The sequence below is a fragment of the Streptomyces sp. CNT360 genome (genome assembly GCF_000424785.1).
The window spans coordinates 503084-528641 of record NZ_AUKO01000003.1 but is presented as its reverse complement, the minus strand read 5'-3'; the positions used below and the strand labels follow the sequence as shown (position 1 = coordinate 528641).

The window sequence follows — 25558 nt, the reverse complement described above, 5'->3', positions numbered from 1 at the left end:
CGGTGAGGGGCCACAGTGGTGGCAGCGGGAGCGCTCCGGACCGGAAAGGGCTCCCATGAACCACCCGCACTCCACCCCCGACCACCCCCACACCGCTTCCCCCCGCCCGGACACCGCTCCCGGCCGGCCCCTCGCGGGGACCGATCTGGTGGCGCGGCTGCGCGCCGCAGGATGCGTCTTCGCCGAGGAGGAGGCCCGCCTGCTGGGCGAGACCGCACGCGATGCGGCCGAGCTGGCGGCCATGACGGCCCGCCGCACCGCCGGGCACCCCCTCGAACACGTACTGGGCTGGGCCGAGTTCGCCGGCCTGCGGATCGCCGTCGGACCGGGCGTCTTCGTACCCCGGCGCCGCACCGAGTTCCTCGTACGCCGCGCCGTCGACGCCGTCCGCGACCGGCCGGCACCCCTCGTGGTCGATCTGTGCTGCGGCACCGGAGCGGTGGGAGCCGCCCTCCTCGCCGCGCTGGGCGGGCGGGCCGAACTCCACGCGGCGGACCTCGACCCCGCCGCCGTCCGGTGCGCCCGCCGCAACCTCACCCGGACCGGCGCCCACGTGTACGAGGGCGACCTGTTCGCGGCGCTCCCCGTAGCGCTGCGCGGGCGGGTGGATGTCCTGGCGGCGAACGTCCCCTACGTACCCACCGGCGACCTGGCGCTCCTCCCGCCCGAAGCCCGCGACCACGAGCCCCGCCCCGCCCTGGACGGCGGACCCGACGGGCTCGGCCTCCTGCGACGCGTCGCCGCCGAGGCCCGCTCCTGGCTCGCCCCGCGCGGAACACTCCTCACCGAGACCAGCGCCCGGCAGTCCGAGCCGGCCGCCGCGATCCTGGCGTCATCCGGCCTCACCGCCACCGTCGCGACCGACGAGGACCTGGGCGCCACCGTCGTCTCGGCGCGCCGGCCGTGACCCGCACGGGCGGGGGCGGCGCCGTCACGGGGCCTGTCGGGCACGGCCCGGCAGCAGCTCCTGGGCCTGGTGCAGCACCCCCGTGACCGTCTCCCCGAACGGGGCCCCGCAGGGGTGGGGCACGCCCGTGCGGACCGACTCCAGCAGGGCGTCGACCGCCCGCCCGAACGAGACGGCCGGCTGCTCGTCGCGGAGCGGCAGGACGGCCACGCCGTCGGCGCCACGCACCTCGGCGGTGACCCCCGCGGCGGCGGGGGCCACCGAGTGGCTGAGCGTGCACGTGCTGGAGGCCCCGGAGGCATGGCGCAGCACCAGGTGCACCGTGTCACCCACCCCGCCGGGCGTCGCCGTGACCGTCTCGACGGGGCCGAGCAGCGGCAGCAGGACGGACAGCGCATGCGGCCCGACGTCCCACAGGGCGCCCTTCTCCCGCCGCCACGGCGAGGCGGTGTAGGGCGAGTCGGCGCCGCCGAAGACGGGGGAGAGCCAGTCGGCCCGCCCGACCTGCCAGCCGCCGTCACCGGGCCCGGGATGCGGGGCGTCCTCGCCCCGCACCCGCTCGGCCAGCCACTCACCCGTGGTCGCGCAGAAGTGCAGCGTGAAGAAGACGACGCAGCCGACACCGCTGTGCTGCACCGCCTCGGTCACCCGGCGGGCCGCATCGGGGGTGGTGGCGACTGGCTTGTCGAGCAGCAGGTGGCAATGGGCGTCGGCGGCGCGTACGGCCAGCGGCGCCTGTACGTCGGGCGGCAGGGCGACGGCCACGGCGTCGCAGTCGGCGAACAGGGCGTCGACGTCCGCGTAGGGCGTGGTGCCGAGCTGCTGGGCGAGGGCACCGGTGGGTTCCGGGCGGCGCCCCCACACGCCGACCAGCTCCACGCCGGGGTGCGCGGCCAGAGCCGGTCCGTGGGTGCGGCCCGCCCAGGGCCCGGTGCCGAGGAGTCCGAACTTCATGTCCCGCAGCGTAGGAGAGCACGGGCACCGCAGGGGAGCGGGGCGGCGGTGTGCCCGGCACGTGCGGGGACCGCACCGGGCTGTGCCGGGTCCGTACGGGGGATCACCGCGTTGCCCCATCAGTGCTGATTATCGCCCCGGACGTGGGCACCGACGGTGCGTCCCGTGGCTGCCGCGGCCGCCCCGCGTCATCGTGACGCCCGGTCAGGACCGAGCGAGGGAGACGGGCGCCATGGCGGAGCTGTTCATCGACGGGGAGTGGCGGCAGGCCGCGGCCGGCGGCCGGCGGGAGGTGGTCAACCCGTTCGACGCTTCGGTGATCACCACGGTCGACGAGGCGGACGAGTCCGACGTCGACCTGGCGGTGCGGGCCGCCAAGCGGGCCTTCGAGCGGGCGGACTGGGCCGGCGCCCCCACCCGGGACCGCGCCGATGTGCTGCACCGCGTCCACGACCTGCTGCTGCGCGACCAGGAGGAGATCGCCCGTACCGAGACCCTCGACACCGGCAAGACACTCGCCGAGGCCCGCATCGACATCGAGGACGTCGCGAACGCCTTCCGCTACTTCGCGGAGCTGGCCGGCAAGGACGGCGGCCGGGTCGTGGACGTGGGGCCCGACGTGCTCAGCCGCGTCGTGTACCAGCCGGTCGGCGTGTGCGCGCTGATCGCGCCGTGGAACTACCCCCTGCTCCAGGCGTCCTGGAAGGTGGCACCGGCGTTGGCCGCGGGCAACACCTTCGTCCTCAAGCCGAGCGAGACGACGCCGCTGTCGACGGTGGCGATGGTCCGCCTCATCGCCGAGGCGGGCGCCCCGCCCGGGGTGGCCAACCTGGTGCTGGGCTCCGGGGCGGGCGTCGGCGCCGCCATGACGGCGCACCCGGAGGTCGACATGGTCTCCTTCACCGGCGGGCTGGCCACCGGGCGCCGGATCATGGAGAGCGTGGCGCCCGGGGTGAAGAACCTGGCGCTGGAGCTGGGCGGCAAGAACCCCAACGTGGTCTTCGCGGACGCCGACTTCGACGCGGCCCTCGACTACGCCCTGGACGCCGCGTTCCTGCACTCCGGGCAGGTGTGCTCGGCAGGGTCGCGGCTGATCGTGCAGGACAGCCTCCACGACCGGTTCGTGGCGGAGCTCGGCGCCCGGGCGAGCGCCATCCGGCTGGGCAACGGGCTGGAGCCGATGACCGAGTCCGGGCCGCTCAGCTCCGCGGAGCACCGCGAGAAGGTGGAGCGCTACCTGGAGATCGCCCGCGAGGAGGGCGCCCGGCTCGTGACGGGCGGCCGCCGCCCGGACGACCCCGCACTGGCGGACGGCTTCTTCCTGCTGCCGACCGTCTTCGCCGACTGCGACCGCTCGATGCGCGTCGTCCAGGAGGAGGTGTTCGGTCCCGTCGTCACCGTCGAGCGGTTCCGCACCGAGGACGAGGCCGTCGAACTGGCCAACGACACCCGCTACGGGCTGGCCGGCGGCGTGTGGACCAGCGACGCGAGCCGCGCCCAGCGGGTGGCGAACCGGCTGCGGCACGGCACGGTCTGGATCAACGACTTCCACCCGTACGTGCCGCAGGCCGAATGGGGCGGCTTCGGCCGCTCCGGCATCGGCCGCGAGCTGGGGCCCACCGGGCTGCGCGAGTACCAGGAGGCCAAGCACGTCTACCAGAACCTGAAACCGGCCCCCTCCGGCTGGTTCAAGGGCTGAGCGGCGAAGGCCGAGGAGAACCGCATGAGCGAGAGCGGATACGACTACGTCATCGTCGGCGGCGGCACCGCGGGGTGCGTGCTGGCGGACCGGCTGACCGAGGACCCCGACTGCCGGGTGTGCGTGATCGAGGGCGGGCCCAGCGACGTGGGCGACGAGAACGTGCTGCAACTGCGCAACTGGATCAACCTGCTGGAGACCGACTACGACTACCGCTACACCACGACCGAACAGCCCCGCGGCAACTCGCACATCGTCCACTCCCGGGCCCGCGTCCTGGGCGGCTGCTCCTCGCACAACACCCTCATCAGCTTCCTGCCCTTCCCCGAGGACCTGGACGAGTGGGTGGCCAAGGGCTGCGCGGGCTGGGACCCGGTCACGATCCTGCCCTACCGGCACCGGCTGAAGAACACCATCGTGCCCGTGGGCGAGGCCGACCGGAACCCGATCGCCCGCGACTTCGTCACCGCCGCCGCAGAGGCCCTGCACGTGCCCGTCGTCGAGGACTTCAACCGCGCCCCCTTCCCCGACGGCGCCGGCTTCTTCTCCCTCGCCTACGACCCGGCCACGGGCAGGCGCTCCTCCGCCTCGGTGGCCTACCTCCACCCCGTCATGGACCGCCCCAACCTGACGCTGCAACTCGAAACCTGGGCGTACAGGCTGGAGCGGGACGCGGCCGGGCGGCTCACCCGGGTCGCCGTACGGTACGCCGACGGCACCACAGGGACGATCACGGCCGACCGTGAACTGCTGCTGTGCGCCGGAGCGGTGGACACCCCGCGGCTGCTGCTGCTGTCCGGCGTCGGCCCCGCCGACGAGCTGCGCGCGCTGGGCATCGAGCCGCTGGCCGACCTGCCGGGCGTGGGGGAGAACCTGCTCGACCACCCCGAGACGGTGATCGTGTGGGAGACGAAGGAGCCGCTGCCGCCCAACTCCGCGATGGACTCCGACGCCGGGCTGTTCGTCCGCCGGGACACCGCCCAGCCCCGGCCCGACCTGATGTGGCACTTCTACCAGGTGCCGTTCACCGTCAACACCGCCCGCCTCGGCCACCCCACGCCCCCGCACGGCGTGTGCATGACCCCGAACGTGCCGCGCGCCCGCTCCACCGGCAGGATGTGGCTGCACAGCGCCGACCCCGCCAAGCACCCCGCCCTCGACTTCCGCTACTTCACCGACCCCGAGGGGCACGACGAGGCCACCCTCGTCGACGGGCTCCGCATGGCCCGCGAGGTGGCGAACACGACGCCCCTGCGCGACTGGCTGGCCCGCGAGACCGCGCCCGGCCTCGACCTCGTCACCGACGAGGAGCTGTCGGAGTACGGGCGGCGCGCCGCGCACACCGTCTACCATCCGGCGGGCACCTGCCGGATGGGCGCCGCCGACGACCCGGCGGCCGTGGTCGACCCGGAACTGCGGCTGCGCGGCCAGGAAGGCGTCCGCATCGTCGACGCCTCCGTCTTCCCGACGATGCCCACCGTCAACCCGATGGTGACCGTCCTGCTCGCCGCCGAGCGCGCCGCCGACCTGCTCACCGGGCGCCCGGGCCCGCTGCCGGACGGGACCGAACGCTGATGGCGGGCACCGCCGCCGTCCCCGGCGCCGGGGACGGCGGCCGGCACGGGGGGCACAGGGGACGGGTGGGGCACGGGGAGCACGGGGGCCACGGGGAACACGGCACGGAGTTCCGCAAGGACATGGGGCCGTGGGCCAACTTCGCCCTCGGCTTCACCTACCTCTCACCCGTGGTGAGCACCTACACCCTCTTCGGCTCCGCGCTGGCCGACGGCGGGCCGCCGATGATCTGGGCGTTCCTGCTCGCGGGCTGCGGCCAGTTCCTGGTCGCCCTCGTCTTCGGGGAGATCGTCGCGCAGTTCCCCATCGCGGGCGGCGTCTACCCGTGGGCGCGCCGGCTGTGGGGCATGCGCTGGGCCTGGATGACCGGCTGGGTCTACATGTGGGCGCTGCTGGTGACCATCACCAGCGTGGCGTACGGCGCCGGCCCCTACGTCGCCATCCTCTTCGGCTTCGACTCCACCGTGCACACCACGGTCGTCTGCACCGTCCTGTTGATCGTCGTCGCCGCCCTCATCAACTTCGCCGGGACCCGGGCCCTCTCGCTCGCCGCCGTCATCGGCTTCAGCGCCGAACTGGTCGGCGCCCTCATCGTCGGCATCTACCTGCTGTCGACCCACCGCATGCACGGCGTCGGCGTCGTCCTCGACACCTACGACACCCAGGGCGACGGCTCCTACGTACCGGTCTTCCTGGCCGCCGCCATCATCGGCTTCTACCAGTACTACGGCTTCGAGGCGTGCGGCGACACCGCCGAGGAGGTCGCCCACCCCGGCAAGGTCATCCCCAAGGCGATGCGCCGCACCATCTATGTGGGCGGCGCCGCGGCCACCTTCACCTGCGGCTCGCTGCTGCTGTCGGTCACCGACTACAACGCGGTGATCTCCGGCAAGGACACCGACCCGGTGGTCAACCTGCTCTTCGACGCGCTCGGCGAGGTCGGGGCGCGGCTGGTGATGGCCGTCGTCCTCATCTCCTTCCTCTCCTGCACCGTCAGCCTCCAGGCCGCCGCCGGGCGCCTCATCTACTCCTACGCCCGCGACCGCATGATCGTCGGCCACCGGCTGCTGCGCCGCTTCTCCCACAAGCGGGCCGTCCCCGAGGTGGCGCTGCTGGTGGCCGCCGTCGTCCCCGCCCTGATCGCCTTCGGCTCGCTGATCTCCGCCGACGCCCTCACCAAGATCGTCTCGTTCGCGATCCTGGGCATCTACGGAGCCTTCCAGATGGTCGTCCTCGCCGCGCTGCGGGCCCGCCTCAAGGGCTGGCAGGCCACCGGCGAGTTCACGCTCGGCCGCTGGGGAGTGCTGGTCAACAGCGCGGCCCTGGCCTACGGCATCTTCGCCATCGTCAACATCTGCTGGGCCCGCACCCCCGAGGAACCCTGGTACTCCAACTACATCGTGCTGCTGTGCGGCGGCATCGTGCTGGGCACCGGAGCGCTGTACATGTTCACCACCCACCACTACGGACGCGGTGACGCCCCCTCCGGCGATGCGGTACCCGCGAGGGCCGGCGCGGCACACGGCACGCGCTGACCGCGCGGCAGCGGTGCGCGCCGACCCCCCCGTCAGCCGGCGCGCACCGCCTCACCGCGGTGGCGCCCCGCCCCGCCGCCGGGCACGCGGGGCGCCACCGTGGCGCCTCACCCCACGCGCTGCGGGGCGGAGGCGTCGCCCGGGGCCGGGGGAGCGGCCGCCGTCGGCGTCGCGGTGCCGTGTCCTTCCAGGCCCCCCGCATCCACCAGTCCCTCCGCATCCTCCGCACCGCCGTGGTCCACACGCGGCAGCCATCCCAGCCACCGCGGCAGGTACCAGTTCCGCTCGCCCAGCAGCATCATCACCGCGGGCAGCAGGACCATGCGCACCAGCGTGGCGTCCAGCAGCACGGCGACCGCCAGCCCCACGCCCATCTGCTTCATGTCCTGCATGGACAGCGTCGCGAACACGGCGAAGACGGCGATCATGATGACGGCCGCACCCGTCACTGCCGGGGCCGTGGCCCGCACGCCCTCACGGATGGCCTCCCGGGTGCCGGCGCCCCGGTCCCTGGCCTCACGGATCCGGGAGACCACGAAGACGTGGTAGTCCATCGACAGGCCGAACAGCACCACCAGCACGAACAGCGGCATCCACGACTCGATGGCCCCCACGGCCTCGGTGCCGAACAGGCCGTCCCCCCAGCCGTGCTGGAAGACCGCCGTCATCACCCCGTACGCGGCGCCGACCGAGAGCAGGTTCAGCACGATCGAGGCCAGCGCGACGGGCAGCGAGCGGAAGCAGACGAGCATCAGCAGGAAGGTGACGGCCGTGATGAAGACGAACACCGGCACGATGCCGTCCCCGAGCTGGTCGTTGAAGTCCGTGGAGTCGGCTAGCTCCCCGGTGACGTACACCTGGCCGTGCGCGGCGACCGGCTCCAGCAGGTCGGGCACGAGCTGTTCGCGCAGGGTGTGCAGGGCGGCGAGCGAGGCGTCGTCGGTCCCGTTCCCGGCCAGTGGTACGTCGACGACGGCCACCTCGGAGCCCGCGTGCACCTGTGTCCGCACGCCCTTGCCGAAGTGGGTGCCGTCCTGGCGCAGGGCGGCACGGAAGTGTGCCAGCGCGTCCCGGGTGGTCCCGGAGCGCACGTCCTCGGCCTTGAGGACGACACGCGCCGGGGAGGGACCGCCGGGGAAGGTCTCACTGATCCTCTCGGCGCTGACCCGCAGTTCGGCGTCCTGCGCCATCTGCTTCTCCAGGGGCAGCTGCTCGGTCTTCATGCCGAGCGCGGGCGCCGCCAGCGCGAGCATCACCACGGCGGCGGCGACGGCGAACAGCCCGGGTGCCGCCAGCACGGGGCGCAGCAGGGTCCCACTGATCCGCCCGCCGGCTCCGCGGCGGGCGGCAGCAGCCCGCCGGCCGGCGCGGCCGTTGCGCCTGCCCAGCGGGCGCAGCCTGCCCTTCTCCACCCGGTCGCCCAGCCACGACAGCAGGGCGGGCAGGATCGTCACAGAGCCGAGCATCGCGATGAACACCACCAGGATCGTGGCCACCGCGAACCCCTTGAACAGCAGCAGCCCCGACAGGAACATCCCCGCCATCGCCACCATCACCGTCAGGCCCGAGACCAGGACGGCGCGTCCGCTGGTGGCGGCGGCGATCCGCAAAGCGGTCTCGGCGTCCCGCCCCGCGGCCCGCTCGTCGCGCTCCCTGCGCAGGTAGAACAGGCAGTAGTCGACGCCGACGGCGAGCCCCATCAGCAGCATCACCGAGTTGGTCTGCTCGTCGATGTGCAACTGGCTGGAGGCCAGCGCGAGGATGCCGTTCGCAGCCAGGAACGCGGTGACGGCGAGCGCGACCGGCAGCAGCGCAGCCACCAGCGCACCGAACGCCACCAGCAGGATGCCCAGGGCCAGCGGCACGGCCGTCCACTCGGCCTTGGCGAAGTCGTCACCGAGGATCTCGTCCAGCCACTTGCCTGCGCTGGCCTCGCCGTACTGGTGGATCTCGACGCCCTCGTCGCGGTGCGCGACGCGCACCTTCTCGACCGCGTCCAGGACCTCGGTGACCGGCTTCACGTCCGTCGAGTCCGCATCGCCCCGCATGTGGAAGCCGATCAGCGCGGCCCTGCCGTCCTCGGAAGGCAGCGGATCCTGAACGTCCTTCACCCGGCCGGTGCCCTCGACCGCCCGTACGACGTCCGCCGCGGCCGTCCGCCAGCCGCCCTTCCCACGGCCGGTGACCATCACCGACTCGGCAGGCGGCTCCTCGACCCCGGCGTCCTGGAGGATCGCGGTCGCGCGTGCGGAGTCCCTGACGGACATCTCGGCGCCGGTGGGTTCGGTCAGTCCGGCCATTCCACCGAGCGTCGCGGTGAGCACCACGAACAGCAGCCAGCCGATCACCGCCGTCTTCCGGTGCCGCGTGCTCCATCCGCCGAGCCGCGCGGCAGGGCCCGGGCGCCGCCCGCGGGAGGGGCGTGCCCGGTGGGGCGCGGAGGGCGTGGAGGGCGGGGAGGGCGGGGAAGCGGGCGCAGGAGGGAGGCTGCCGGTGGGCGGTGCTCCGGTGGGCGGGCCGGTCGGTGAGCCGGTCGTCGGTCTGGTCACAAGGTCCCCGTTCCTGGTCTCGGACGTACCTGGGTCGAGCGGGAACGACGCTAGAAGCGGCGGCCCGGGCCACCCAGCCGCCGAACCCCCCTGACCGGGGAGGCAAAAGGAGAACCGGAAGGTGGGGCTAGGTCCACCCCCAGGACGGGCGTTCGGACGAGTGCGCAGCAGGGGCCGTCGCGCGCAGACTTGTCACCGTGTCCGGAAGGCGGGCACCCAGCAGCGCCGGGGACACGGAGCCGGGCGGGCGGTGGCCGAGGAGAAGAGGACGGGCATGGCACGGCAGGACGGTACGGAGCGGGTGGGGGCGCCGGAGCCCGCCGGAAGGCGGCGGGGCCGTACGGCGTCCGCACTGCTCGCCACCGCGCGTGGTTTGTCGCTGATGTTCCTCTCCCTCGGTCTCTCCCTCACCCTGTTCGTCGTGACGCTGCTGTCGGTCGTCCTGCTGCTGCTGGGCCTCGGCTTCTTCACCACCCCCTGGGTCCTGCACGCCGTACGGATCCACGCCAACCAGCGCCGCGCCCTGGCCGCCGACTGGGCGGGGCTGCGCATCCTGGACCCCTACCGGCCGCTGCCGCCCGGGCCCGGAGGCATCACCGGGCACGTGGCGCGCACGGTGGAGATGCTCAAGGATCCGGCCACCTGGCGGGACTTCACCTGGCTGATCTGCGACGCCGTGGCGGGCTTCGTGCTCGCCCTGCTGCCGGTGGCGCTGATCGGCTGGGGCCTGGAGGGCTGGGTGCTGCCGGCCGGCCTGTGGCACGCGGTCGCCGGCGGCTACTGGTACGGCTTCATCCACATCGAGACCTTCGGCGACGCGGTCGGTGCCGCAGCACTCGGCACCCTCGCGCTGCTGATCGCCCGCTACGCCAACCCGTACCTGATCACGGCCCACTTCCAGCTCGCCCGCGCCCTGCTCGCCCCCACCCACGGCGCCCAGCTCGCCCAGCGCGTCGAGCGGCTGTACGAGACCCGGCACGACGCCGTCGACACCTCGGCCGCCGAGCTGCGCCGCATCGAACGCGACCTGCACGACGGCGCCCAGGCCCGCCTGGTGTCCATGGGCATGAGCCTCGGAGCCGTCGAAGCCCTCGTCGAACACGACCCCGCCAAGGCCAAGCACCTCCTGGCCCAGGCCCGCCAGACGTCCGCCGAGGCGCTGACCGAACTGCGCGACCTGGTCCGCGGCATCCACCCGCCCGTCCTGGCCGAACGGGGCCTGGGCGACGCCACCAAGGCCCTCGCCCTGCGCATGCAGGTGCCCGTCGAGGTCGACATCGAGCTGCCCGGACGTTTCGCCGAACCGGTCGAGTCCGCCGCCTACTTCGCGGTGAGCGAGATCCTCACCAACGCGGTCAAGCACGCGGACGCCGACCACATCTGGATCGATGTGCACCACAGCGACGCCGACGGCGGCATGCTGCGCATCGCCGTCACCGACGACGGGCGGGGCGGCGCCGACCTCACCCGCGGCTCCGGCATCGCGGGCATCGAACGCCGCCTGGGCCAGTTCGACGGCGTCCTGGCCCTCAGCAGTCCGGTGGGCGGCCCCACCATGGTCACCATGGAGATCCCCTGCCGGCCCCTGACCCACAGGTGAACCGGCGGGGACGGTTCACACCAGCGCCGAGACCTTGTCCCGGTACTGCCGCACCGCAGCCGCGTCCCGGTACGGCTCCAGCCGCCGCTCGAAGTCCCGTACGTACTCGTGCGCCCGCACCGAGCGCATCTCCGCCGCCTGGTGGGCCGCCTCCGCCGCGAGCTGGCAGGCCTGCTCGATCTCGCCCAGCCCCAGCCGCGCCGTGGCCAGCACCACCCGGCAGAAGAGCCGGCTGCGGGCGAACCCGGCTCCCCGCAACTGCAAGGAGCGCTCGGCGTGCTGGGCGGCGGCCCGGTACTGCTGGAGGTCCCGGTGGCAGTGGCCGGACTCGTCGGCCAACTGCGCGTCGTCGAAGAACCGCGCCCAGCCGGGCACGTCCTCGCCCGGCCGCGCGACCTCCAGGGCACGCTCGGCGCGGGCCAGCGACGCGGTGCAGGCCCGCACCTCGCCCAGCACCCCGTGCCCCCGCGCCTCCGCCGCGTGCAGCAGTGCCTGGACGGCGGGCGGCACCGAGGTGCCCACCCCCTGCTGGGCGACCCGCGCGAGCTGCACCGCCTCCCGGCCGTGCCCCAGGTAGACGGCCTGCCGGCTCATCGTCACCAGCACGTACGCCCCGAAAGCACGGTCACCGGCGGCCTGGGTCAGCCGCAGCGCCTGCACGAAGTAGCGCTGGGCCAGCCCGTGCGCGGCGATGTCGTAGGACGTCCAGCCCGCCAGCCGGGTCAGGTCGGCGGCGGCCGCGAACAGCCGTCTGCCGAGCTGCTCGCCGTAGACGCCGCGCAGCATCGGCTCCGCCTCGTGCTCCAGATACCGCACCAGGGCCTGCCGCGCGTGGCCGCCGCCGTAGGCGTGGTCCAGGGCGCGGAAGAGCTCGCACACCGAACGCAGCGCCGCCACGTCGCCGCCCGAGACCCGCTGCCCCGGGCCACGCTCGACCCGGTCCAGCCGGGCGGCGGTCAGGGCGGGGGGCCGCGTCGCCAGCCCGGTGCCGCCGGCCCGCGACTGGGCGGGCAGCCGCAGGCCGCCGCCGTGCACCGCGCCGACCACGGGCCCGCGCCCGGCACCCGCACCGGGGGGCACACCGCGTCCCGGCCCCGCCCCCGGCCCGCGGGCGGGACCCGTGCCGGCCCCGGGAGGCCCCGCACCGGCCGAGCCGGCGGGGAGGGCATGGCCGGGGACGCTTCCGCCGGGCCCGGGATGCGGCGCTCCGTCCGGTTCGGGGCCGCGGGCCACCCGCTCGTCGGCCCGGCCGATCAGCCAGTCCCGGCTCGGCACCACGAGCCCGGCCGGGGTGAAGGCGATCTTGCGGAGTTCGGCGTGGCTGCCCGAGTCCTTGCGCCACAGCCCGCTGACGATGTCCACCGCCTCGGCGGGTGTCGCGGCGAACTCCAGCCCGGCGTAGACGGGCGCGCAGGCGTCCAGGCCCAGGTCCTGCGCCGTCAGCCGCCGCCCCAGCCGCCGGGTGAAGACCTCGGCGATCAGGGCAGGCGTCGTCCCCCTCGGCTGTTGACCGCGCAGCCAGCGGGTGACCGATGTCTTGTCGTAACGCAGGTCGAGACCGTGTTCGAGGCCGAGCTGGTCGACGCGCCTGGCCAGGCCCGCGTTGGAGAAGCCCGCCTCCGCGATCAGTGCGGCGAGCTGGCGGTTCGGGATGCGCTGCTGGGATGGCTGGGTGGCGTCGGTGACCGACTCCCCAGGTCGTTCCATCGTCATCGGCTTCACGGTCTCCTGCCCTCACGGCTTGTGTCAGACGCCGGGGCGCCCTGCTGGAACGGCGCGAATGTAACGGTCCCTCGTACATCGTTCGCCGCCTTCGTCACGTATTCATCCGTACGTGTGAGTAGGTGACCACCTGCGAGGACGGGCGAGGACGGCCGTAGAGTGGCGGTGGGCGCGAGCGCGGAGCGGCGCGCCGCCGCGGGCGGCGGAATCCGCCACCGCGGGCGGCGAGCGGGCATTCCGCGGGCTGACGAAGGAGAGAGGCATGGGAGAACCCCGGCTGGAGGGCCCGGCGGACGGCGAACTGCGCTTCGTCCACCTGGGCTTCGGCGGCAACGCCGTCGACTACATGGACGCCTGGCAGGAACAGAAGCGGGTGCATGCCGCGCGGTTCGCCGACGAGATCCCCGACACCTGTCTGATGCTGGAGCACCCCCCCGTCTACACCGCCGGGCGGCGCACCGAGGACAGCGAGCGGCCGCTCGACGGCACCCCCGTCGTCGACGTCGACCGCGGCGGCAAGATCACCTGGCACGGCCCCGGCCAGCTCGTCGGCTACCCGATCCTGAAGCTGCCCCGCCCCGTGGACGTCGTCGCACACGTGCGCCGCCTGGAGGAGGCCATGATCCGTGTGTGTGCCGAGCTCGGCGTCGAGACCACCCGCGTCGAGGGGCGCAGCGGGGTGTGGGTGCTGGGTGACGACATCGCCAGGGCCGACCGTCCCGGCGCCGGGACGGCCTCCGGTGGGGGCCTCTCCCTCGACTTCGACCCGCGGCTCGGCCAGGCGGACCCGGAGGGGTACGACCCACGCCTGATGGGGCCCGAGTACGCGCCCTCCAACGCCGGCCAGCGCCGCGAGGACCGCAAGATGGCGCAGATCGGCATCCGGGTCGCCAAGGGCGTGACCATGCACGGCTTCTCGTTCAACTGCAACCCGGACACGACCGGTTTCGACCAGATCATCCCCTGCGGCATCCGGGACGCGGGCGTCACCTCGCTCTCGCAGGAGGTGGGCAGGAATGTTCCCGTCTCCGAGGTGCTTCCCCTGATGGAGAAGCACCTGCGCGAGGTACTGGAGTCCTCGGCGCCCCTGCCCCGCGCGGTCTGATCCTCCCGTCACGGACCGGAGCCTTGCGGGGTCCCGGCCCGTTCGGAAGCCCACGACCGCAGGCGTAGCCTGTTACCCGCCGCTGAATCGAAAGTACGTAGGGAGCCGGACGTGTCCGCTGTCGCACCCGACGGTCGCAAGATGCTCCGCCTGGAGGTCCGCAACAGCCAGACCCCCATCGAGCGCAAGCCCGAGTGGATCAAGACCCGGGCGAAAATGGGCCCCGAGTACAACGCCCTCCAGAACCTGGTCAAGAGCGAGGGCCTGCACACGGTCTGCCAGGAGGCGGGCTGTCCCAACATCTTCGAGTGCTGGGAGGACCGCGAGGCGACCTTCCTCATCGGCGGCGAGCAGTGCACCCGCCGCTGCGACTTCTGCCAGATCGACACCGGCAAGCCCGCCGAGCTCGACCGCGACGAGCCCCGCCGCGTCGCCGAGTCCGTGCGCACGATGGAGCTGCGGTACGCCACCATCACCGGCGTCGCCCGCGACGACCTCGACGACGGCGGCGCCTGGCTCTACGCCGAGACCGTGCGCCAGATCCACGACCTGATGCCCGGCACCGGCGTCGAGCTGCTGATCCCCGACTTCAACGCCGAGCCCGACCAGCTCGCCGAGGTCTTCTCCTCCCGGCCCGAGGTGCTGGCCCACAACGTCGAGACGGTGCCCCGGATCTTCAAGCGGATCCGCCCCGGCTTCCGCTACGAGCGCTCGCTGGAGGTCCTCACCCGCGCCCGCGAGGACGGCCTCGTGGTCAAGTCCAACCTGATCCTCGGCCTCGGCGAGACCCGCGAGGAGATCAGCGAGGCCCTGCGCGACCTGCACGAGGCCGGCTGCGAACTGATCACCATCACCCAGTACCTGCGCCCCACCCCCCGCCACCACCCCGTCGAGCGCTGGGTCAAGCCGCAGGAGTTCGTCGAGCTCAAGGACGAGGCCGACGAGATCGGCTACGCCGGCGTCATGTCGGGCCCGTTGGTGCGCTCCTCGTACCGCGCCGGGCGCCTCTACCAGCAGGCGATCGAGGCCCGCCGGGCGGACGAGTCCTCCGCGGCCTGACCCGGCGCCTGCCCGAGGGTCCGCGGGGTGGTGGCCGCTCCCCGGAGGAGCGCGGCGGCTCGGCTCCCGCGGCGCGGGACCGAAGGGGCGGCTGAGGTTCGTGCGACGGGAGCGGTGAGGCACGGGAAGCCGCAACGTGACCTTCGCCGCACAGCGTTGTCCGGGCTTTGACCCGCCGGTCATCGGCTGGTAACACCGATGCGTGACGCTGGAACCACGCAGCGCGCACAGTCCGACGGAACCGGTCCGAACGGCAGCGCTCCGGACGGTACCGACCCGGTCGGGCACTGCTCCGAACGGCACCGCTCCGGACGGCACTGCTCCCGAGGGGAACAGCCCGAACGGGAGGCGGCCCGACGGGGACGGCTCGGACGGGACTGCCGGGCGCGCGCGACTTCTCGACGCTGGATGACTGACGGAGGGCACAGTGCGGACCACTCAGTGGGCACTGGAAGGTCTGGAACACATCCTTTTCGGCCGCGGCCACCAGGTGGCGCGCCGCAACGCGTGGACGGCGGTTCTGGAGGACCGCCGCCGGGCCCGCGCCCGGCACGAGGCGGAGGCCCTGCTGAACCGGGCCCCCGTGCCCGGACCGGCGCGCGGGGCCTCCGTACCCGTGCCCACATCGGCGTCCCCCGGCTCCCGGCGCTGACCTCACCACTCCCCGGAGAGCCGACCTCGCCGGTCTCCCGGCCCGGCCCCACCGCGTAAACTTCACCGCATGGCGAGGAAGGACAACACCGAGAACCCTGGGCGGCTCAAACAGATCGCTCAGACGTACAAGATGACCCGGCGCGTGGACCGGAAGATCGGTTGGATCCTGGCCGGCGTGGGGCTCGTCACCTTCGGTGTACTCCTCGCGATCGGCTTCCTGATCGGTCACCCGGTCTACGCGGGCATCGTGGGCGTGCTCCTGGGCCTGCTCGCGTGCGCGATCGTCTTCGGACGCCGCGCCGAGCGGGCCGCGTTCGGGCAGATGGAGGGCCAGCCGGGGGCCGCGGCCGCCGTCCTGGAGAACATCGGCCGCGGCTGGCAGGTCACCCCTGCCGTGGCGATGAACCGCAACCAGGACATCGTGCACCGCGCAGTCGGCAAGGCCGGCATCGTCCTGGTCGGCGAGGGCAACCCGAACCGGCTGCGGGGCCTGCTGGCCTCCGAGAAGAAGAAGATGAACCGCGTCGTCGGCGACGTCCCGGTCCACACGATGGTCGTCGGCGAGGGCGAGGACCAGGTCGAGCTGAAGAAGCTCCGCGTCAAGATGATGAAGCTGCCGCGGACGCTGCAGGGGCAGCAGGTCACCCAGATCAACGACCGGCTCCGCGCGCTGGGCGATCTCATGAGCAACATGCCGATCCCCAAGGGCCCGATGCCCAAGGGGATGAAACTGCCGAAGGGCCCGCAGGGCCGCTGATCCGACCGCCTGCCGGACAACCCCCTGGGGCCGGAGAAGCCCCCTCGGAGGGCGGGGCCGCACACGAACGCGGCCCCGCCCTCCGTCGTCTCGTCGTGGACCTCCCGGCCCGCCGTACGGGCTGCGCCTGCGCCGTCGACGGCATCGGGACGGCGGTTTCGGGGGGCGGCAGCCTGCAACGGCGTACCCGGCGTACCCGGCGTACCCGGCGTACCCGGCGTACCCGGCGTACCCGGCGTACCCGGCGTACCCGGCGTACCCGGCGTACCCGGCGTACCCGGTGGGTACCCGGCGATGTCTGGTGTCTCAGTCGCGTAGGCGCCCGTTACCCACCGGTCGCCCGCCTGCTTGTCGATGGCCCGCCGGGTCGTCCGCCCGCCGGTTCAGTCGTGTACCTGGACGGACCCCGAGAGCCGGTCGTGAAGACCTCGGCTGTCGCGGTCCCAGATGAGCGCGGGAACGGCGAGACCGAGCAGGACCGTGCGCACCACGGTGCGCCACACCGGCAGCTTCCCGAGCCCGTCGAGAGCCACGACGCGCAGCCCCAGCAGCCGCTTGCCCGGCGTGCAGCCGACCGTACCGACCGTCAGCACGCTCATGACGACGAAGACGACCAGCGCCCAGTTGTTGGTGCCCGCCAGCTCGCGGTCCGCCAGCAGCGCGAAGGCGATCAGCGCGGAGAGCGCCCAGTCGATGAAGAGGGCACCGATCCGGCGTCCGACCGGCGCGATGGAACCCGGCCCCTCCGCGGGCAGTCCGAGCCGTTTGCCGCGGTGACCGAAATCGGCCCCCATGTCCTGAGCCGCGGCGCGCGGTCCTGACAGCCACGACCCGATTGCGTCCCTGTTGTCCACCCGACAACGGTATCGCGCAGGTTTCCGGCCGTCGGCGGCCGGGCGTCTGCGCTTACCTGAGAGTGGGCGTCTCCGCCCTGCCGCGGCCGGACGCTCCGGTCGCCGACGGCCGGGCCGCACCGCTGAACGTGACGGCCGGACTCCGCATGGTGAGGGGTCGAGGGGGCTACCCGGCGATTAACATCGGCGAAACAGATGAGTCATGCTGGAGAAATGGCCCCTGCCTAGGGTCGGTGCCAGGCGCTCGGCCACCGTGCCGTACCGCCGGAGCCGGAGCAAGCCCGTCCCGACGCGGCGGGACTAGGAGGATGGATGTTCCAGAACGCCGACGAGGCCAAGAAGTACATCGCGGACAACGACATCAAGTTCATCGATGTCCGGTTCTGCGACCTGCCCGGCGTCATGCAGCACTTCGCCGTGCCGGCCGAGACCTTCGACCCGTCCGAGAGCCTGATGTTCGACGGCTCGTCGATCCGCGGTTTCCAGGCGATCCACGAGTCCGACATGGCGCTGGTCCCGGACCTGTCCACCGCGCGTCTCGACCCGTTCCGCTCCGAGAAGCACCTCAACATCAACTTCTTCATCCACGATCCGATCACCGGCGAGCAGTACAGCCGTGACCCCCGGAACGTGGCGAAGAAGGCCGAGGCCTACCTCGCCTCCTCCGGCATCGCCGACACCGCCTTCTTCGGCCCCGAGGCCGAGTTCTACGTCTTCGACGACGTCCGCTTCGAGACCAAGGCGAACGCCGGCTACTACCACATCGACTCCGAGGCGGGCGCCTGGAACACCGGCGCCGTCGAGACCGGCGGCAACCGCGGCTACAAGGTCCGCTACAAGGGCGGCTACTTCCCGGCCCCGCCGGTCGACCACTTCGCCGACCTGCGCGCCGAGATCTCCCTGGAACTGACCAGGGCGGGCCTGCAGGTCGAGCGCCAGCACCACGAGGTGGGCACCGCGGGCCAGGCGGAGATCAACTACAAGTTCAACACGCTGCTGGCCGCGGCCGACGACCTGATGCTGTTCAAGTACATCGTCAAGAACACGGCCTGGCGCAACGGCAAGACCGCCACCTTCATGCCCAAGCCGATCTTCGGCGACAACGGTTCCGGCATGCACGTCCACCAGTCCCTGTGGACCGGCGGCGAGCCCCTCTTCTACGACGAGCAGGGCTACGCGGGCCTCTCGGACACCGCCCGCTACTACATCGGCGGCATCCTGCGCCACGCCCCCTCCCTGTTGGCCTTCACCAACCCGACGGTGAACTCCTACCACCGCCTGGTCCCCGGCTTCGAGGCCCCGGTCAACCTGGTCTACTCGCAGCGCAACCGCTCCGCGGCGATGCGGATCCCGATCACGGGCTCCAACCCGAAGGCCAAGCGCGTCGAGTTCCGCGCCCCCGACCCGTCCTCCAACCCGTACCTGGCCTTCTCGGCCCTCCTCCTCGCGGGCCTGGACGGCATCAAGAACAAGATCGAGCCGGCCGAGCCGATCGACAAGGACCTCTACGAACTCGCCCCGGACGAGCACGCGGACGTCCCCCAGGTCCCCACCTCCCTCCCGGCCGTCCTCGACGCCCTGGAAGCCGACAACGAATACCTCCAGGCCGGCGGCGTCTTCACCTCCGACCTCATCGAGACCTGGATCGACTACAAGCGCACCAACGAAATCGCCCCCATGCAACTGCGCCCCCACCCGCACGAGTTCGAGCTGTACTTCGACATTTAAAGTGCGGGCCGGGCCTATCTGGGCCGGAGCCTAGGAAACCTGCCGTGACCAGCGGAAACAGTCTTCGCTGCTTCCCATCGCTCCCGGCTCGTTCCCACCCTCGTGCGCACCGGCTGTACACCGAGACCCCGAATCGCTGATGCTGCGTCGGCTCTGCCGGCGAGGGCCGCCGTCCCGACTCCTGGGACGGCGGCCCTCGTTGCTCTTGCGCCGGGCCCGCCCGGCTGTGCGGGGCGAGCAGAACGGGTGGCGCAGAGAAGGCACTCGGTCCCGGCAGGCGGCCCCAAGCGCTGGAGCGGTGCGGCCTTTCGCCGCGTCCAGTTGCAGGGTGCGCGGGCTCAGCGGGCCGGGCATGTGGAGAGCGAGGGACGTGCCGGGTGATGACACGGGCCAGAGTTATCCACGCTGTTCGTCTGTCTCGTACAGCCTCCAAGCCGGCCATCGAACGGCTTCGACCTCACCGTCCGCACTGCCCAGCTCCCGCGCCTGCATGGCCCGGTAGGACTGCTCGGGAGCCTTTCCTTCAGTGGTGAGGCGTAGGCTTCCGTGCCGGTCGGCGGCGAAGGCTCGGCAGTATTTCAGCCCCTGCCAGTGCTCAGCCAGTCCTCTGCCTCGTCCCTGCCGGGCCAGGGTCGTAGCGCGCGCGAACGTGGCGAGCAGATCCCACGGAGTTGTCTGCAGAGGGCTATGCTCAGCTCGGGGTAATTGACGCAGGTCCGGCTTGCGGGGACCGTGGCCCTCGTTCGCGGTCTTCTTCTTTGCTCGCTCGCGGTCGACGGCAGCGGCTGCCTTCTCCACTCCGGCGAAGAGCTCGGGCGATGAGTTCACCTGCACAGTCAGAAGGTCACCGAGTCGCCTGATCACGTCGAAGGCTGTGGAGTCCATGCCACGGGACGGTAAGAACCGCGGATATCGACGACAAGAATACGTTTCCGGCCATGGCGGCGCGGAGGCGCATCTCGAAGCCGCGTGGCGATCTGTGTGGCCCGGCGAGGTGACAACTCCCTCGCCCTAGACGACCGGCTGCCCCGCCGTGGCCGGGCAAGAGTTTGGCGGGGGTCAGTCGGTGCGATCTGCCCGTGCCAGGTGGGCTGTGTGCCCTTCACCAGCCCAATGCGCTCTTGAGGCGGACCACACCGGCGAAGCCGTCCGCGGCGGACCACTGGATCGTCCTGGACGACGGCCAGTTCGTCGGCCGGGGCACCCGTGACGAGGCCGCCCCTCGGTGACGTCCCCACACCCACCGCTGCCCCGATCGCGGGGTAGCGAGGTACTACAGTGCTCCTGCTCTGTACATCACATCATGTCGCGCGGTGGGTAGCTCGGGTGGAGCATAGCCTCGTATGCGTGATGTGTACGACTTGGGGGGTTTCGTGTACGAGATGGTCAAGGGCTCGAATGTCGCTCTGTCGACCCTGAGCGCGCACCTGGATTCGGTGATCGTCGGCTTGAGGTGGGTCAGCCCGACCGGGGACGGCGACGCAGACGTGTCGGTCCTGTTGGTGGACGCGGACGGCAAGGTGCGCCGGGACAGTGATTTCTACTTCTACAACAACCCGGTGGCCGCGGACGGGAGTGTGCGGCTCCTCGGCAAGACGCCGACGGAGAACGGTGACGAGGACCGGATCAGCTTCGATCTGACTGCCGTCCCACCGGAGGTCGACCGGATCGTGGTGGCGGCGAGCCGGTACGGCGGGACCGGCTTGGGGGACCTGGAGGAGCTGAAGGTCACGCTGGCCGACGGGGGAGGGGAGTGCCTCCTCGGATTCGCCGTCGACGACGCCGCCGCGGTCAGCGCGATCATCTTCGGTGAGCTGTACCGGCGCGGAGAGGAGTGGAAGTTCCGCGCTGTCGGTCAGGGGTACGAGTCCGGACTGGCCGGCCTGGCCGCGGACTTCGGTGTCGACGTCGAGGACGACGCGGGTGCGGACGAGGCGCTGGACGACGCGGACTCCGGCGACGAAGCCCACGTTTCGGCGGCGACTCCGGCGGTGGAGTCGGTCCCGACGACGCCGGTCCCCGTCCCGGCTCCCCGGCTCCCCGACGACGTTCCGAGGACGGTCGGCGCCGCGGGGGCGAACGGCGCCCCGGGGGCGGACGACGTACCGAGGGCGCGGGCCGCACGGCCTCGTACTGCGAAGAAGCGCGTCACCATGCCCAAGGTGGTCAGGAAGACGCTGGCGGAGAACGAGTCCTGGGCCGGGGCCAGGCTCGTTCCGGTCTCCGCGCTCAAGAGCGATCGGGACCGGGAGGTGCGTGCCACCTCGGTGCTGCTGTCGGTCATGGCACAGGTGCCGGAGTTCGGCAGGAGACTCCTGGCGGGGTTCGGGGCGCCTGCGGGCCGGATGGAGACGTTCACAGAGGTCACGCTCCCGCATGGTGACACCCCGCGGCGCCCTGACGGCGTGATACGCGTCGAGCGGGCCGGCAAGTTGTGGACGGCACTGGTCGAGACGAAGACCAACGGAAGTGCTCTCCGTGCCGAGCAGGTGCAGGCGTACATGGACATCGCCGCACGGCGCGGGTACGAGGCTGTGATCACGCTGTCCAACGACGTCGCGTTGGAGGGCAGCCCGCTCGTCGACGTCAAGATCGACGGTCGACGGAAACACAAGGTGGCACTCTGGCACCTGTCGTGGGCGGAGGTCGCCTACCAGGCACAGGTGCTGATCCGGCACGAGGGCGTCGGGGACAGAACGCACGCCTGGCTGCTCCAGGAACTGCTCCACTATCTCCAGCACGAGAACTCGGGCTGCCACGGCTTTCAGAACATGGGGCCCGGCTGGGTGCCCGTGCGCAACGGGATCAACGACGAAACGCTGTGCAACGGCGATCCTCGCGCCCTGGACGTGGTCGAGAGCTGGGAACGGCTCGTGCGTCAGCTCTGCCTCAGCCTCGGTGGCGAACTCGGGCAGAAGGTGTTGCCCGTCCGGCGCGCCAAGCGGGGAGCGGATCCGAAGGCGCGCCGGAACCGTATGGCCGAACAGCTCTGCCTGGAAGGGAGGTTGCAGGCCGAGCTGCGTATCGAGGGCGCGCCCGGGATCCTGGCGATCGGCGCCGACCTGCGTACCGGCAAGCTCCGCACCTCCATCGAGATCCCGGCACCGGCGAAGGGGTATCCCCTGAGCTGGGCGAAACGCCTCGTCCGTCGGCTGTCCGAGGCGCCCGCGGACCTCCATGTGGAAACCTTGGTCGAGGGAGTGAACGGGGGACCGAGAGGCACACTGGAGCGGTTGCGCCCGGAGCCGGCGGACATGCTGCCGAAGAATGCCGACGCGGCCATCACCGGTTTCCGTCTCTCCCTCTTCAAAGGCATGGGAAGCGGTCGCGGGAACGCCGAGTCCGGCTTCATCCGCAGCGTCGACGACGCCGTCCACCGCTTCTACACGACGGTGGTGGTCCACCTGGACCGGCCGCCGTTGCGGAGAGCGCCGGCGAAGGAAGCTGCCGGCGCTCGATGAGGCTGCCCCGGGCGGGTGCACGGCGCGATGCTGCACGTGTCACTGCCCGAGGCCCACGGGGCTGAAAGGGGCGCCGTTTCATCGCCGGGAGATGCCGTCCGGGGAGGGTTGGTCGGCTGTCATGCGTGCTGTCTTCCCGGGCAGCGGGCCCACGTTCAGCTCGGCGGCGGCCTTGCCGACCACCTGCCGGGCGTGCCGCAGACCGATCCGGACCATGGTGTCGTGCAGCTCCGCCAGGTCGGCGGCGGGTCCGGGCGCGGTTCCGGCCCGGGCGGGCGCGCGACTTGACGGCGGCGAGCCGGGACAGCGCCGTGCCCCGCAGCTCGTCCATCCGGGAGAACCCGCCGAGTGCCTGGGCGCAGGTGTCCCGGGCCTCGGCGTACCGGCCGGCGCGGCAGTGAACGTTGCCGCGCCTCTTGTGGTTGCAGGCCAGGGCGCTCGACCAGTGCATGCGACGTCAGTCGACTTCGGTCTCGGACAGCAGCGTCAGGACCTGCTCGGTGTCGCCGTCGCGCACGGACAACACGTCGGCGATGCCGTGCAGTGCCCAGCCCCGCCCTCGCCGGTCGTCGGCCGCTTCGGCGGTGCGGGCGGCCTCGTCGAAGAGGGCCCGAGCGGTGCCGTACGAGCGGTGTTGCGGTGCGTCTGCGCATCCCCTCCGGCGCCCACACCGTGTGCCGTGCCTCTCCGCGGCTGCGGGCCTCGGCGGGGAGCGCGGCGCGTGGAGTGCGCCGACGGCTCCGTAGTCGCCCCGGGCCCGGTCGGTCTCCGCCGGTCCGGGGAGAGCGCGCGTAGCCGCGGGCCATCAAGTCGTCACCGTAGTCGCCCGGTTCGGCCGCGTGGTCCGGTAGCCGGTAGACCAGGAACGGGCAGCGCGCCGTGACCGCCCGTTCGTACCTCGACGAAAGCCCCGGCGCCTGGACGAGGGACCCCCGCGGACGGCGAAGGGCCGCGGCGACGCGCGGCCCCGCTCCGATGTGCGCCGGATCAGATGTTGCCGGAGTAGACCCAGGCCATCTGGCTCATGTAGTCGCCGTAGTACCAGTGGTGGCCGGACTTGCTGGTGCCGCGGCAGTACACGTAGAAGGGGTCGCCCTTGGACAGCTTGTTCCGCTGCGAGTAGGAGGTACCCGGACCGCTGCGGATCACGGTGTGGTTCTTCGTGATGTGGTCCTGGTGGTTCTTGACGTTGTGATTGCAGGCGGAGCTGCCGACGGCTGCCGCGTCGGTCGCCGTCACCAGTGTGCCGCTGAGGGCCAGCGCGGCGGCGGACGCCGCCACGGCAAGCGTCCGCCGGAGGCGGGAGTTGCGCATATCGATCCCCGAGTTTGTTGTGGTCGATGAAACCTCCGCATGCTTGCAGCGCGTACGGGGGTGGTCAACCGGGACGCGGGCGAGCTGCACGCCGCCCCGGCCCCGCGCCTCAGCATGAGTTCCTCAGCCCCCTCAGCCCCCTCAGCCCCACCAGCCGTGCGCGGTCGCGGGCAGCCGGGCGCGTGCGGCTGCGCGGTGCCTGGTGCTCGTACGGATACCGGCTTCCGGTCGGAGGCCCGGCGGTCGGAGGCCCGGCCGGGAGGGCGGGTGCCTGTGCGGATGCGGGCGTGCAGCGGGCGGGTGGGTGCGCGGACGCATCGGCCCGGCTGGGCGGTTGGTGCGGAAGGCCGAGTACCACCTGCCTGCCAGGCGCCGCAGCAGTCGCTTGTCCGGGCCGGCCACCGGGTCAATTTGATCGATCAAACATGCGGCGGGTTAGCATATGAGCACCCTCTAGCTCGAAAGTGAAGACCTGTGACTGTCAACGAGGACGCGTTCACCAACTGGAAGCACCGCGAGGAGATCGCGGAGTCGATGATCCCCATCATCGGAAAGCTGCACCGCGAGCGGGACGTCACCGTGCTGCTGCACAGCCGCTCCCTGGTGAACAAGTCGGTGATCAGCATCCTCAAGACCCACCGGTTCGCCCGGCAGATCGCGGGCGCGGAGCTCTCGGTCACCGAGACGCTGCCGTTCCTGCAGGCGCTCACCACGCTGGACCTGGGGCCGTCCCAGATCGACCTCGGCATGCTCGCCGCCACCTACCGTTCCGACGACCGCGGGCTGTCGGTCGATGAGTTCACCGCGGAGGCCGTCGCCGGGGCCACGGGGGAGAACAAGATCGACCGGGGTGCTTCGCGGGACGTCGTCCTCTACGGTTTCGGCCGCATCGGACGGCTGATCGCCCGCCTGCTGATCGAGAAGGCCGGTTCCGGCAACGGTCTGCGGCTGCGTGCCGTCGTCGTCCGCAAGGGCGCCGGGCAGGACCTCGTCAAGCGGGCCTCACTGCTGCGTCGGGACTCCATCCACGGCCAGTTCCAGGGCACCATCACGGTCGACGAGGACGCGGGTACGATCGTCGCCAACGGCAACGCGATCAAGGTGATCTACTCCGACGACCCGACGACGGTGGACTACACGGAGTACGGCATCAAGGACGCCGTTTTGATCGACAACACCGGCAGGTGGCGGGACCGTGAGGGGCTCTCCAAGCACCTGCGTCCCGGTATCGACAAGGTCGTCCTGACCGCTCCGGGCAAGGGCGACGTCCCCAACATCGTGCACGGCGTCAACCACGACGACCTCAAGCCTGACGAGCAGATCATCTCGTGCGCGTCCTGCACCACCAACGCGATCGTCCCGCCGCTCAAGGCGATGGCGGACGAGTTCGGGGTGCTGCGCGGCCACGTGGAGACCGTCCACTCGTTCACCAACGACCAGAACCTGCTGGACAATTACCACAAGTCGGACCGGCGTGGCCGCTCCGCACCGCTCAACATGGTCATCACCGAGACGGGCGCCGCCTCGGCCGTGGCCAAGGCGCTGCCCGACCTCGGGGCGAAGATCACCGGCAGTTCGATCCGCGTGCCCGTGCCGGACGTCTCGATCGCCATCCTCAACCTGCAGCTCGCCCGCGAGACCGACCGCAAGGAAGTCCTCGACCACCTGCGCGAGGTGTCGCTGACCTCGCCGCTCAAGCGGCAGATCGACTTCACCAGCGCCCCCGACGCGGTCTCCAACGACTTCATCGGCTCGCGCCACGCCTCCATCGTCGACGCCGGCGCCACGAAGGCCGACGGCGACAACGCCATCCTCTACCTGTGGTACGACAACGAGTTCGGCTACTCCTGCCAGGTCGTCCGCGTCGTCCAGTACGTCTCCGGTGCCGAGTACCCGACGTATCCGGTCCCGGTGGAGCCGGTGACCGACCCGGCGAACTGACCGGGTCCGCACGCCGACGCGCGGGATCCCGCCTCGTGCGCGGGAGGGCCACCGCGAACGGTCCGGCTCCCGTCTCCTCCGGACTCGCGGTCTCGGTGGCGGCGGCACCGGTCGCGGCGCCGACCGTGGCGGGCGAGCCGTGCC

Annotated in this window: 18 protein-coding genes and 1 pseudogene; 12 read left to right on the top strand and 7 right to left on the bottom strand. The window is 72.0% G+C overall.

What is annotated here, in order from left to right; all coding sequences use genetic code 11:
• Window positions 1-55 precede the first annotated feature (55 nt).
• Window positions 56-907, top strand: a complete 852-nt coding sequence (locus H297_RS0109675; protein ID WP_027736872.1) for a putative protein N(5)-glutamine methyltransferase — start codon at window positions 56-58, stop codon at window positions 905-907.
• Window positions 908-931: 24 nt separating this feature from the next.
• On the opposite strand, the gene H297_RS0109670 is transcribed toward H297_RS0109675, so the two are convergent.
• Window positions 932-1861, bottom strand: a complete 930-nt coding sequence (locus H297_RS0109670) for a Gfo/Idh/MocA family protein (protein WP_027736871.1) — start codon at window positions 1859-1861, stop codon at window positions 932-934.
• A 232-nt stretch (window positions 1862-2093) separates the two neighbouring features.
• Here H297_RS0109670 and H297_RS0109665 point away from each other — a divergent pair, with 232 nt between their 5' ends.
• From H297_RS0109665 to H297_RS0109655, 3 genes are read left to right on the top strand one after another with little or no spacing between them, the layout of a single operon-like run.
• Entirely contained in the window at window positions 2094-3560 is a 1467-nt protein-coding gene (locus H297_RS0109665; protein ID WP_027736870.1) for an aldehyde dehydrogenase family protein, read from the top strand.
• A gap of 24 nt (window positions 3561-3584) precedes the next feature.
• Window positions 3585-5135 carry a GMC oxidoreductase gene (locus H297_RS0109660; RefSeq protein WP_027736869.1) on the top strand — a complete coding sequence of 517 codons (1551 nt, stop codon included), beginning with the start codon at window positions 3585-3587 and terminating at the stop codon, window positions 5133-5135.
• Window positions 5135-6670 (top strand): APC family permease, encoded by a 1536-nt coding sequence (locus tag H297_RS0109655; RefSeq protein WP_486589463.1) that lies wholly within the window; start codon window positions 5135-5137, stop codon window positions 6668-6670. The genes H297_RS0109660 and H297_RS0109655 overlap by 1 nt, the downstream gene beginning before the upstream one ends.
• A gap of 107 nt (window positions 6671-6777) precedes the next feature.
• Here the strand turns inward: H297_RS0109655 and H297_RS35540 are convergent, their stop codons facing one another.
• Window positions 6778-8970, bottom strand: a complete 2193-nt coding sequence (locus H297_RS35540; RefSeq protein WP_078513898.1) for an MMPL family transporter — start codon at window positions 8968-8970, stop codon at window positions 6778-6780.
• A 523-nt stretch (window positions 8971-9493) separates the two neighbouring features.
• On the opposite strand from H297_RS35540, the gene H297_RS0109645 reads away from it, so the two are divergent.
• Window positions 9494-10819, top strand: coding sequence for a sensor domain-containing protein (locus H297_RS0109645; RefSeq protein WP_051351722.1), 1326 nt, complete (start codon window positions 9494-9496; stop codon window positions 10817-10819).
• 15 nt (window positions 10820-10834) lie between these two features.
• On the opposite strand, the gene H297_RS0109640 is transcribed toward H297_RS0109645, so the two are convergent.
• Window positions 10835-12532, bottom strand: coding sequence for an NsdA family TPR-like regulatory protein (locus H297_RS0109640; protein ID WP_037793417.1), 1698 nt, complete (start codon window positions 12530-12532; stop codon window positions 10835-10837).
• Window positions 12533-12803: 271 nt separating this feature from the next.
• On the opposite strand from H297_RS0109640, the gene lipB reads away from it, so the two are divergent.
• The 4 genes from lipB (at window position 12804) to H297_RS0109620 (ending at window position 16116) form a co-directional block, all read left to right on the top strand.
• Window positions 12804-13646 (top strand): lipoyl(octanoyl) transferase LipB, encoded by an 843-nt coding sequence (gene lipB / locus H297_RS0109635; RefSeq protein ID WP_037793416.1) that lies wholly within the window; start codon window positions 12804-12806, stop codon window positions 13644-13646.
• A gap of 111 nt (window positions 13647-13757) precedes the next feature.
• The gene (gene lipA, locus H297_RS0109630; protein WP_027736864.1) at window positions 13758-14705 is read left to right on the top strand and encodes a lipoyl synthase; all 948 of its coding nucleotides are present in this window, start codon (window positions 13758-13760) and stop codon (window positions 14703-14705) included.
• 427 nt (window positions 14706-15132) lie between these two features.
• Entirely contained in the window at window positions 15133-15357 is a 225-nt protein-coding gene (locus H297_RS35535) for a hypothetical protein (protein ID WP_037793414.1), read from the top strand.
• A 69-nt stretch (window positions 15358-15426) separates the two neighbouring features.
• Window positions 15427-16116, top strand: a complete 690-nt coding sequence (locus tag H297_RS0109620; protein ID WP_027736863.1) for a DUF4191 domain-containing protein — start codon at window positions 15427-15429, stop codon at window positions 16114-16116.
• A 383-nt stretch (window positions 16117-16499) separates the two neighbouring features.
• On the opposite strand, the gene H297_RS0109615 is transcribed toward H297_RS0109620, so the two are convergent.
• Window positions 16500-16970, bottom strand: coding sequence for an RDD family protein (locus H297_RS0109615; protein WP_078513866.1), 471 nt, complete (start codon window positions 16968-16970; stop codon window positions 16500-16502).
• A gap of 312 nt (window positions 16971-17282) precedes the next feature.
• On the opposite strand from H297_RS0109615, the gene glnA reads away from it, so the two are divergent.
• Window positions 17283-18698 (top strand): type I glutamate--ammonia ligase, encoded by a 1416-nt coding sequence (gene glnA / locus H297_RS0109610; protein WP_027736861.1) that lies wholly within the window; start codon window positions 17283-17285, stop codon window positions 18696-18698.
• A 396-nt stretch (window positions 18699-19094) separates the two neighbouring features.
• Here the strand turns inward: glnA and H297_RS43195 are convergent, their stop codons facing one another.
• Window positions 19095-19583, bottom strand: coding sequence for a hypothetical protein (locus tag H297_RS43195; RefSeq protein ID WP_158693662.1), 489 nt, complete (start codon window positions 19581-19583; stop codon window positions 19095-19097).
• 497 nt (window positions 19584-20080) lie between these two features.
• Between H297_RS43195 and H297_RS0109605 the strand changes: the two genes are divergently transcribed.
• A complete protein-coding gene (locus H297_RS0109605; protein ID WP_199787175.1) occupies window positions 20081-22159 on the top strand; it encodes a TerD family protein in 2079 nt (692 codons plus the stop codon).
• Between the two features lie 78 nt (window positions 22160-22237).
• Here H297_RS0109605 and H297_RS44115 read toward each other — a convergent pair.
• Both H297_RS44115 and H297_RS40215 read right to left on the bottom strand, forming a co-directional pair.
• Window positions 22238-23022 (bottom strand): annotated as a pseudogene (locus tag H297_RS44115) (tetratricopeptide repeat protein); the annotation flags it as partial.
• Window positions 23023-23146: 124 nt separating this feature from the next.
• On the bottom strand, window positions 23147-23473 hold the full coding sequence (locus H297_RS40215) for a hypothetical protein (protein ID WP_051351691.1): 327 nt from the start codon (window positions 23471-23473) through the stop codon (window positions 23147-23149).
• A gap of 474 nt (window positions 23474-23947) precedes the next feature.
• On the opposite strand from H297_RS40215, the gene H297_RS0109590 reads away from it, so the two are divergent.
• Window positions 23948-25414: a glyceraldehyde-3-phosphate dehydrogenase gene (locus tag H297_RS0109590; protein ID WP_027736859.1), complete on the top strand. Its 1467-nt coding sequence runs from the start codon at window positions 23948-23950 to the stop codon at window positions 25412-25414.
• Window positions 25415-25558 lie beyond the last annotated feature (144 nt).

Bases quoted from the DNA above. Each gene is read 5' to 3' on its own strand.
- H297_RS0109675 (WP_027736872.1), top strand. From the start codon at position 56: ATGAACCACCCGCACTCCACCCCCGACCACCCCCACACCGCTTCCCCC.
- H297_RS0109670 (WP_027736871.1), bottom strand. From the start codon at position 1,861: ATGAAGTTCGGACTCCTCGGCACCGGGCCCTGGGCGGGCCGCACCCAC.
- H297_RS0109665 (WP_027736870.1), top strand. From the start codon at position 2,094: ATGGCGGAGCTGTTCATCGACGGGGAGTGGCGGCAGGCCGCGGCCGGC.
- H297_RS0109660 (WP_027736869.1), top strand. From the start codon at position 3,585: ATGAGCGAGAGCGGATACGACTACGTCATCGTCGGCGGCGGCACCGCG.
- H297_RS0109655 (WP_486589463.1), top strand. From the start codon at position 5,135: ATGGCGGGCACCGCCGCCGTCCCCGGCGCCGGGGACGGCGGCCGGCAC.
- H297_RS35540 (WP_078513898.1), bottom strand. From the start codon at position 8,970: ATGGCCGGACTGACCGAACCCACCGGCGCCGAGATGTCCGTCAGGGAC.
- H297_RS0109645 (WP_051351722.1), top strand. From the start codon at position 9,494: ATGGCACGGCAGGACGGTACGGAGCGGGTGGGGGCGCCGGAGCCCGCC.
- H297_RS0109640 (WP_037793417.1), bottom strand. From the start codon at position 12,532: ATGACGATGGAACGACCTGGGGAGTCGGTCACCGACGCCACCCAGCCA.
- lipB (WP_037793416.1), top strand. From the start codon at position 12,804: ATGGGAGAACCCCGGCTGGAGGGCCCGGCGGACGGCGAACTGCGCTTC.
- H297_RS0109620 (WP_027736863.1), top strand. From the start codon at position 15,427: ATGGCGAGGAAGGACAACACCGAGAACCCTGGGCGGCTCAAACAGATC.
- glnA (WP_027736861.1), top strand. From the start codon at position 17,283: ATGTTCCAGAACGCCGACGAGGCCAAGAAGTACATCGCGGACAACGAC.
- H297_RS43195 (WP_158693662.1), bottom strand. From the start codon at position 19,583: ATGGACTCCACAGCCTTCGACGTGATCAGGCGACTCGGTGACCTTCTG.
- H297_RS0109605 (WP_199787175.1), top strand. From the start codon at position 20,081: ATGGTCAAGGGCTCGAATGTCGCTCTGTCGACCCTGAGCGCGCACCTG.
- H297_RS40215 (WP_051351691.1), bottom strand. From the start codon at position 23,473: ATGCGCAACTCCCGCCTCCGGCGGACGCTTGCCGTGGCGGCGTCCGCC.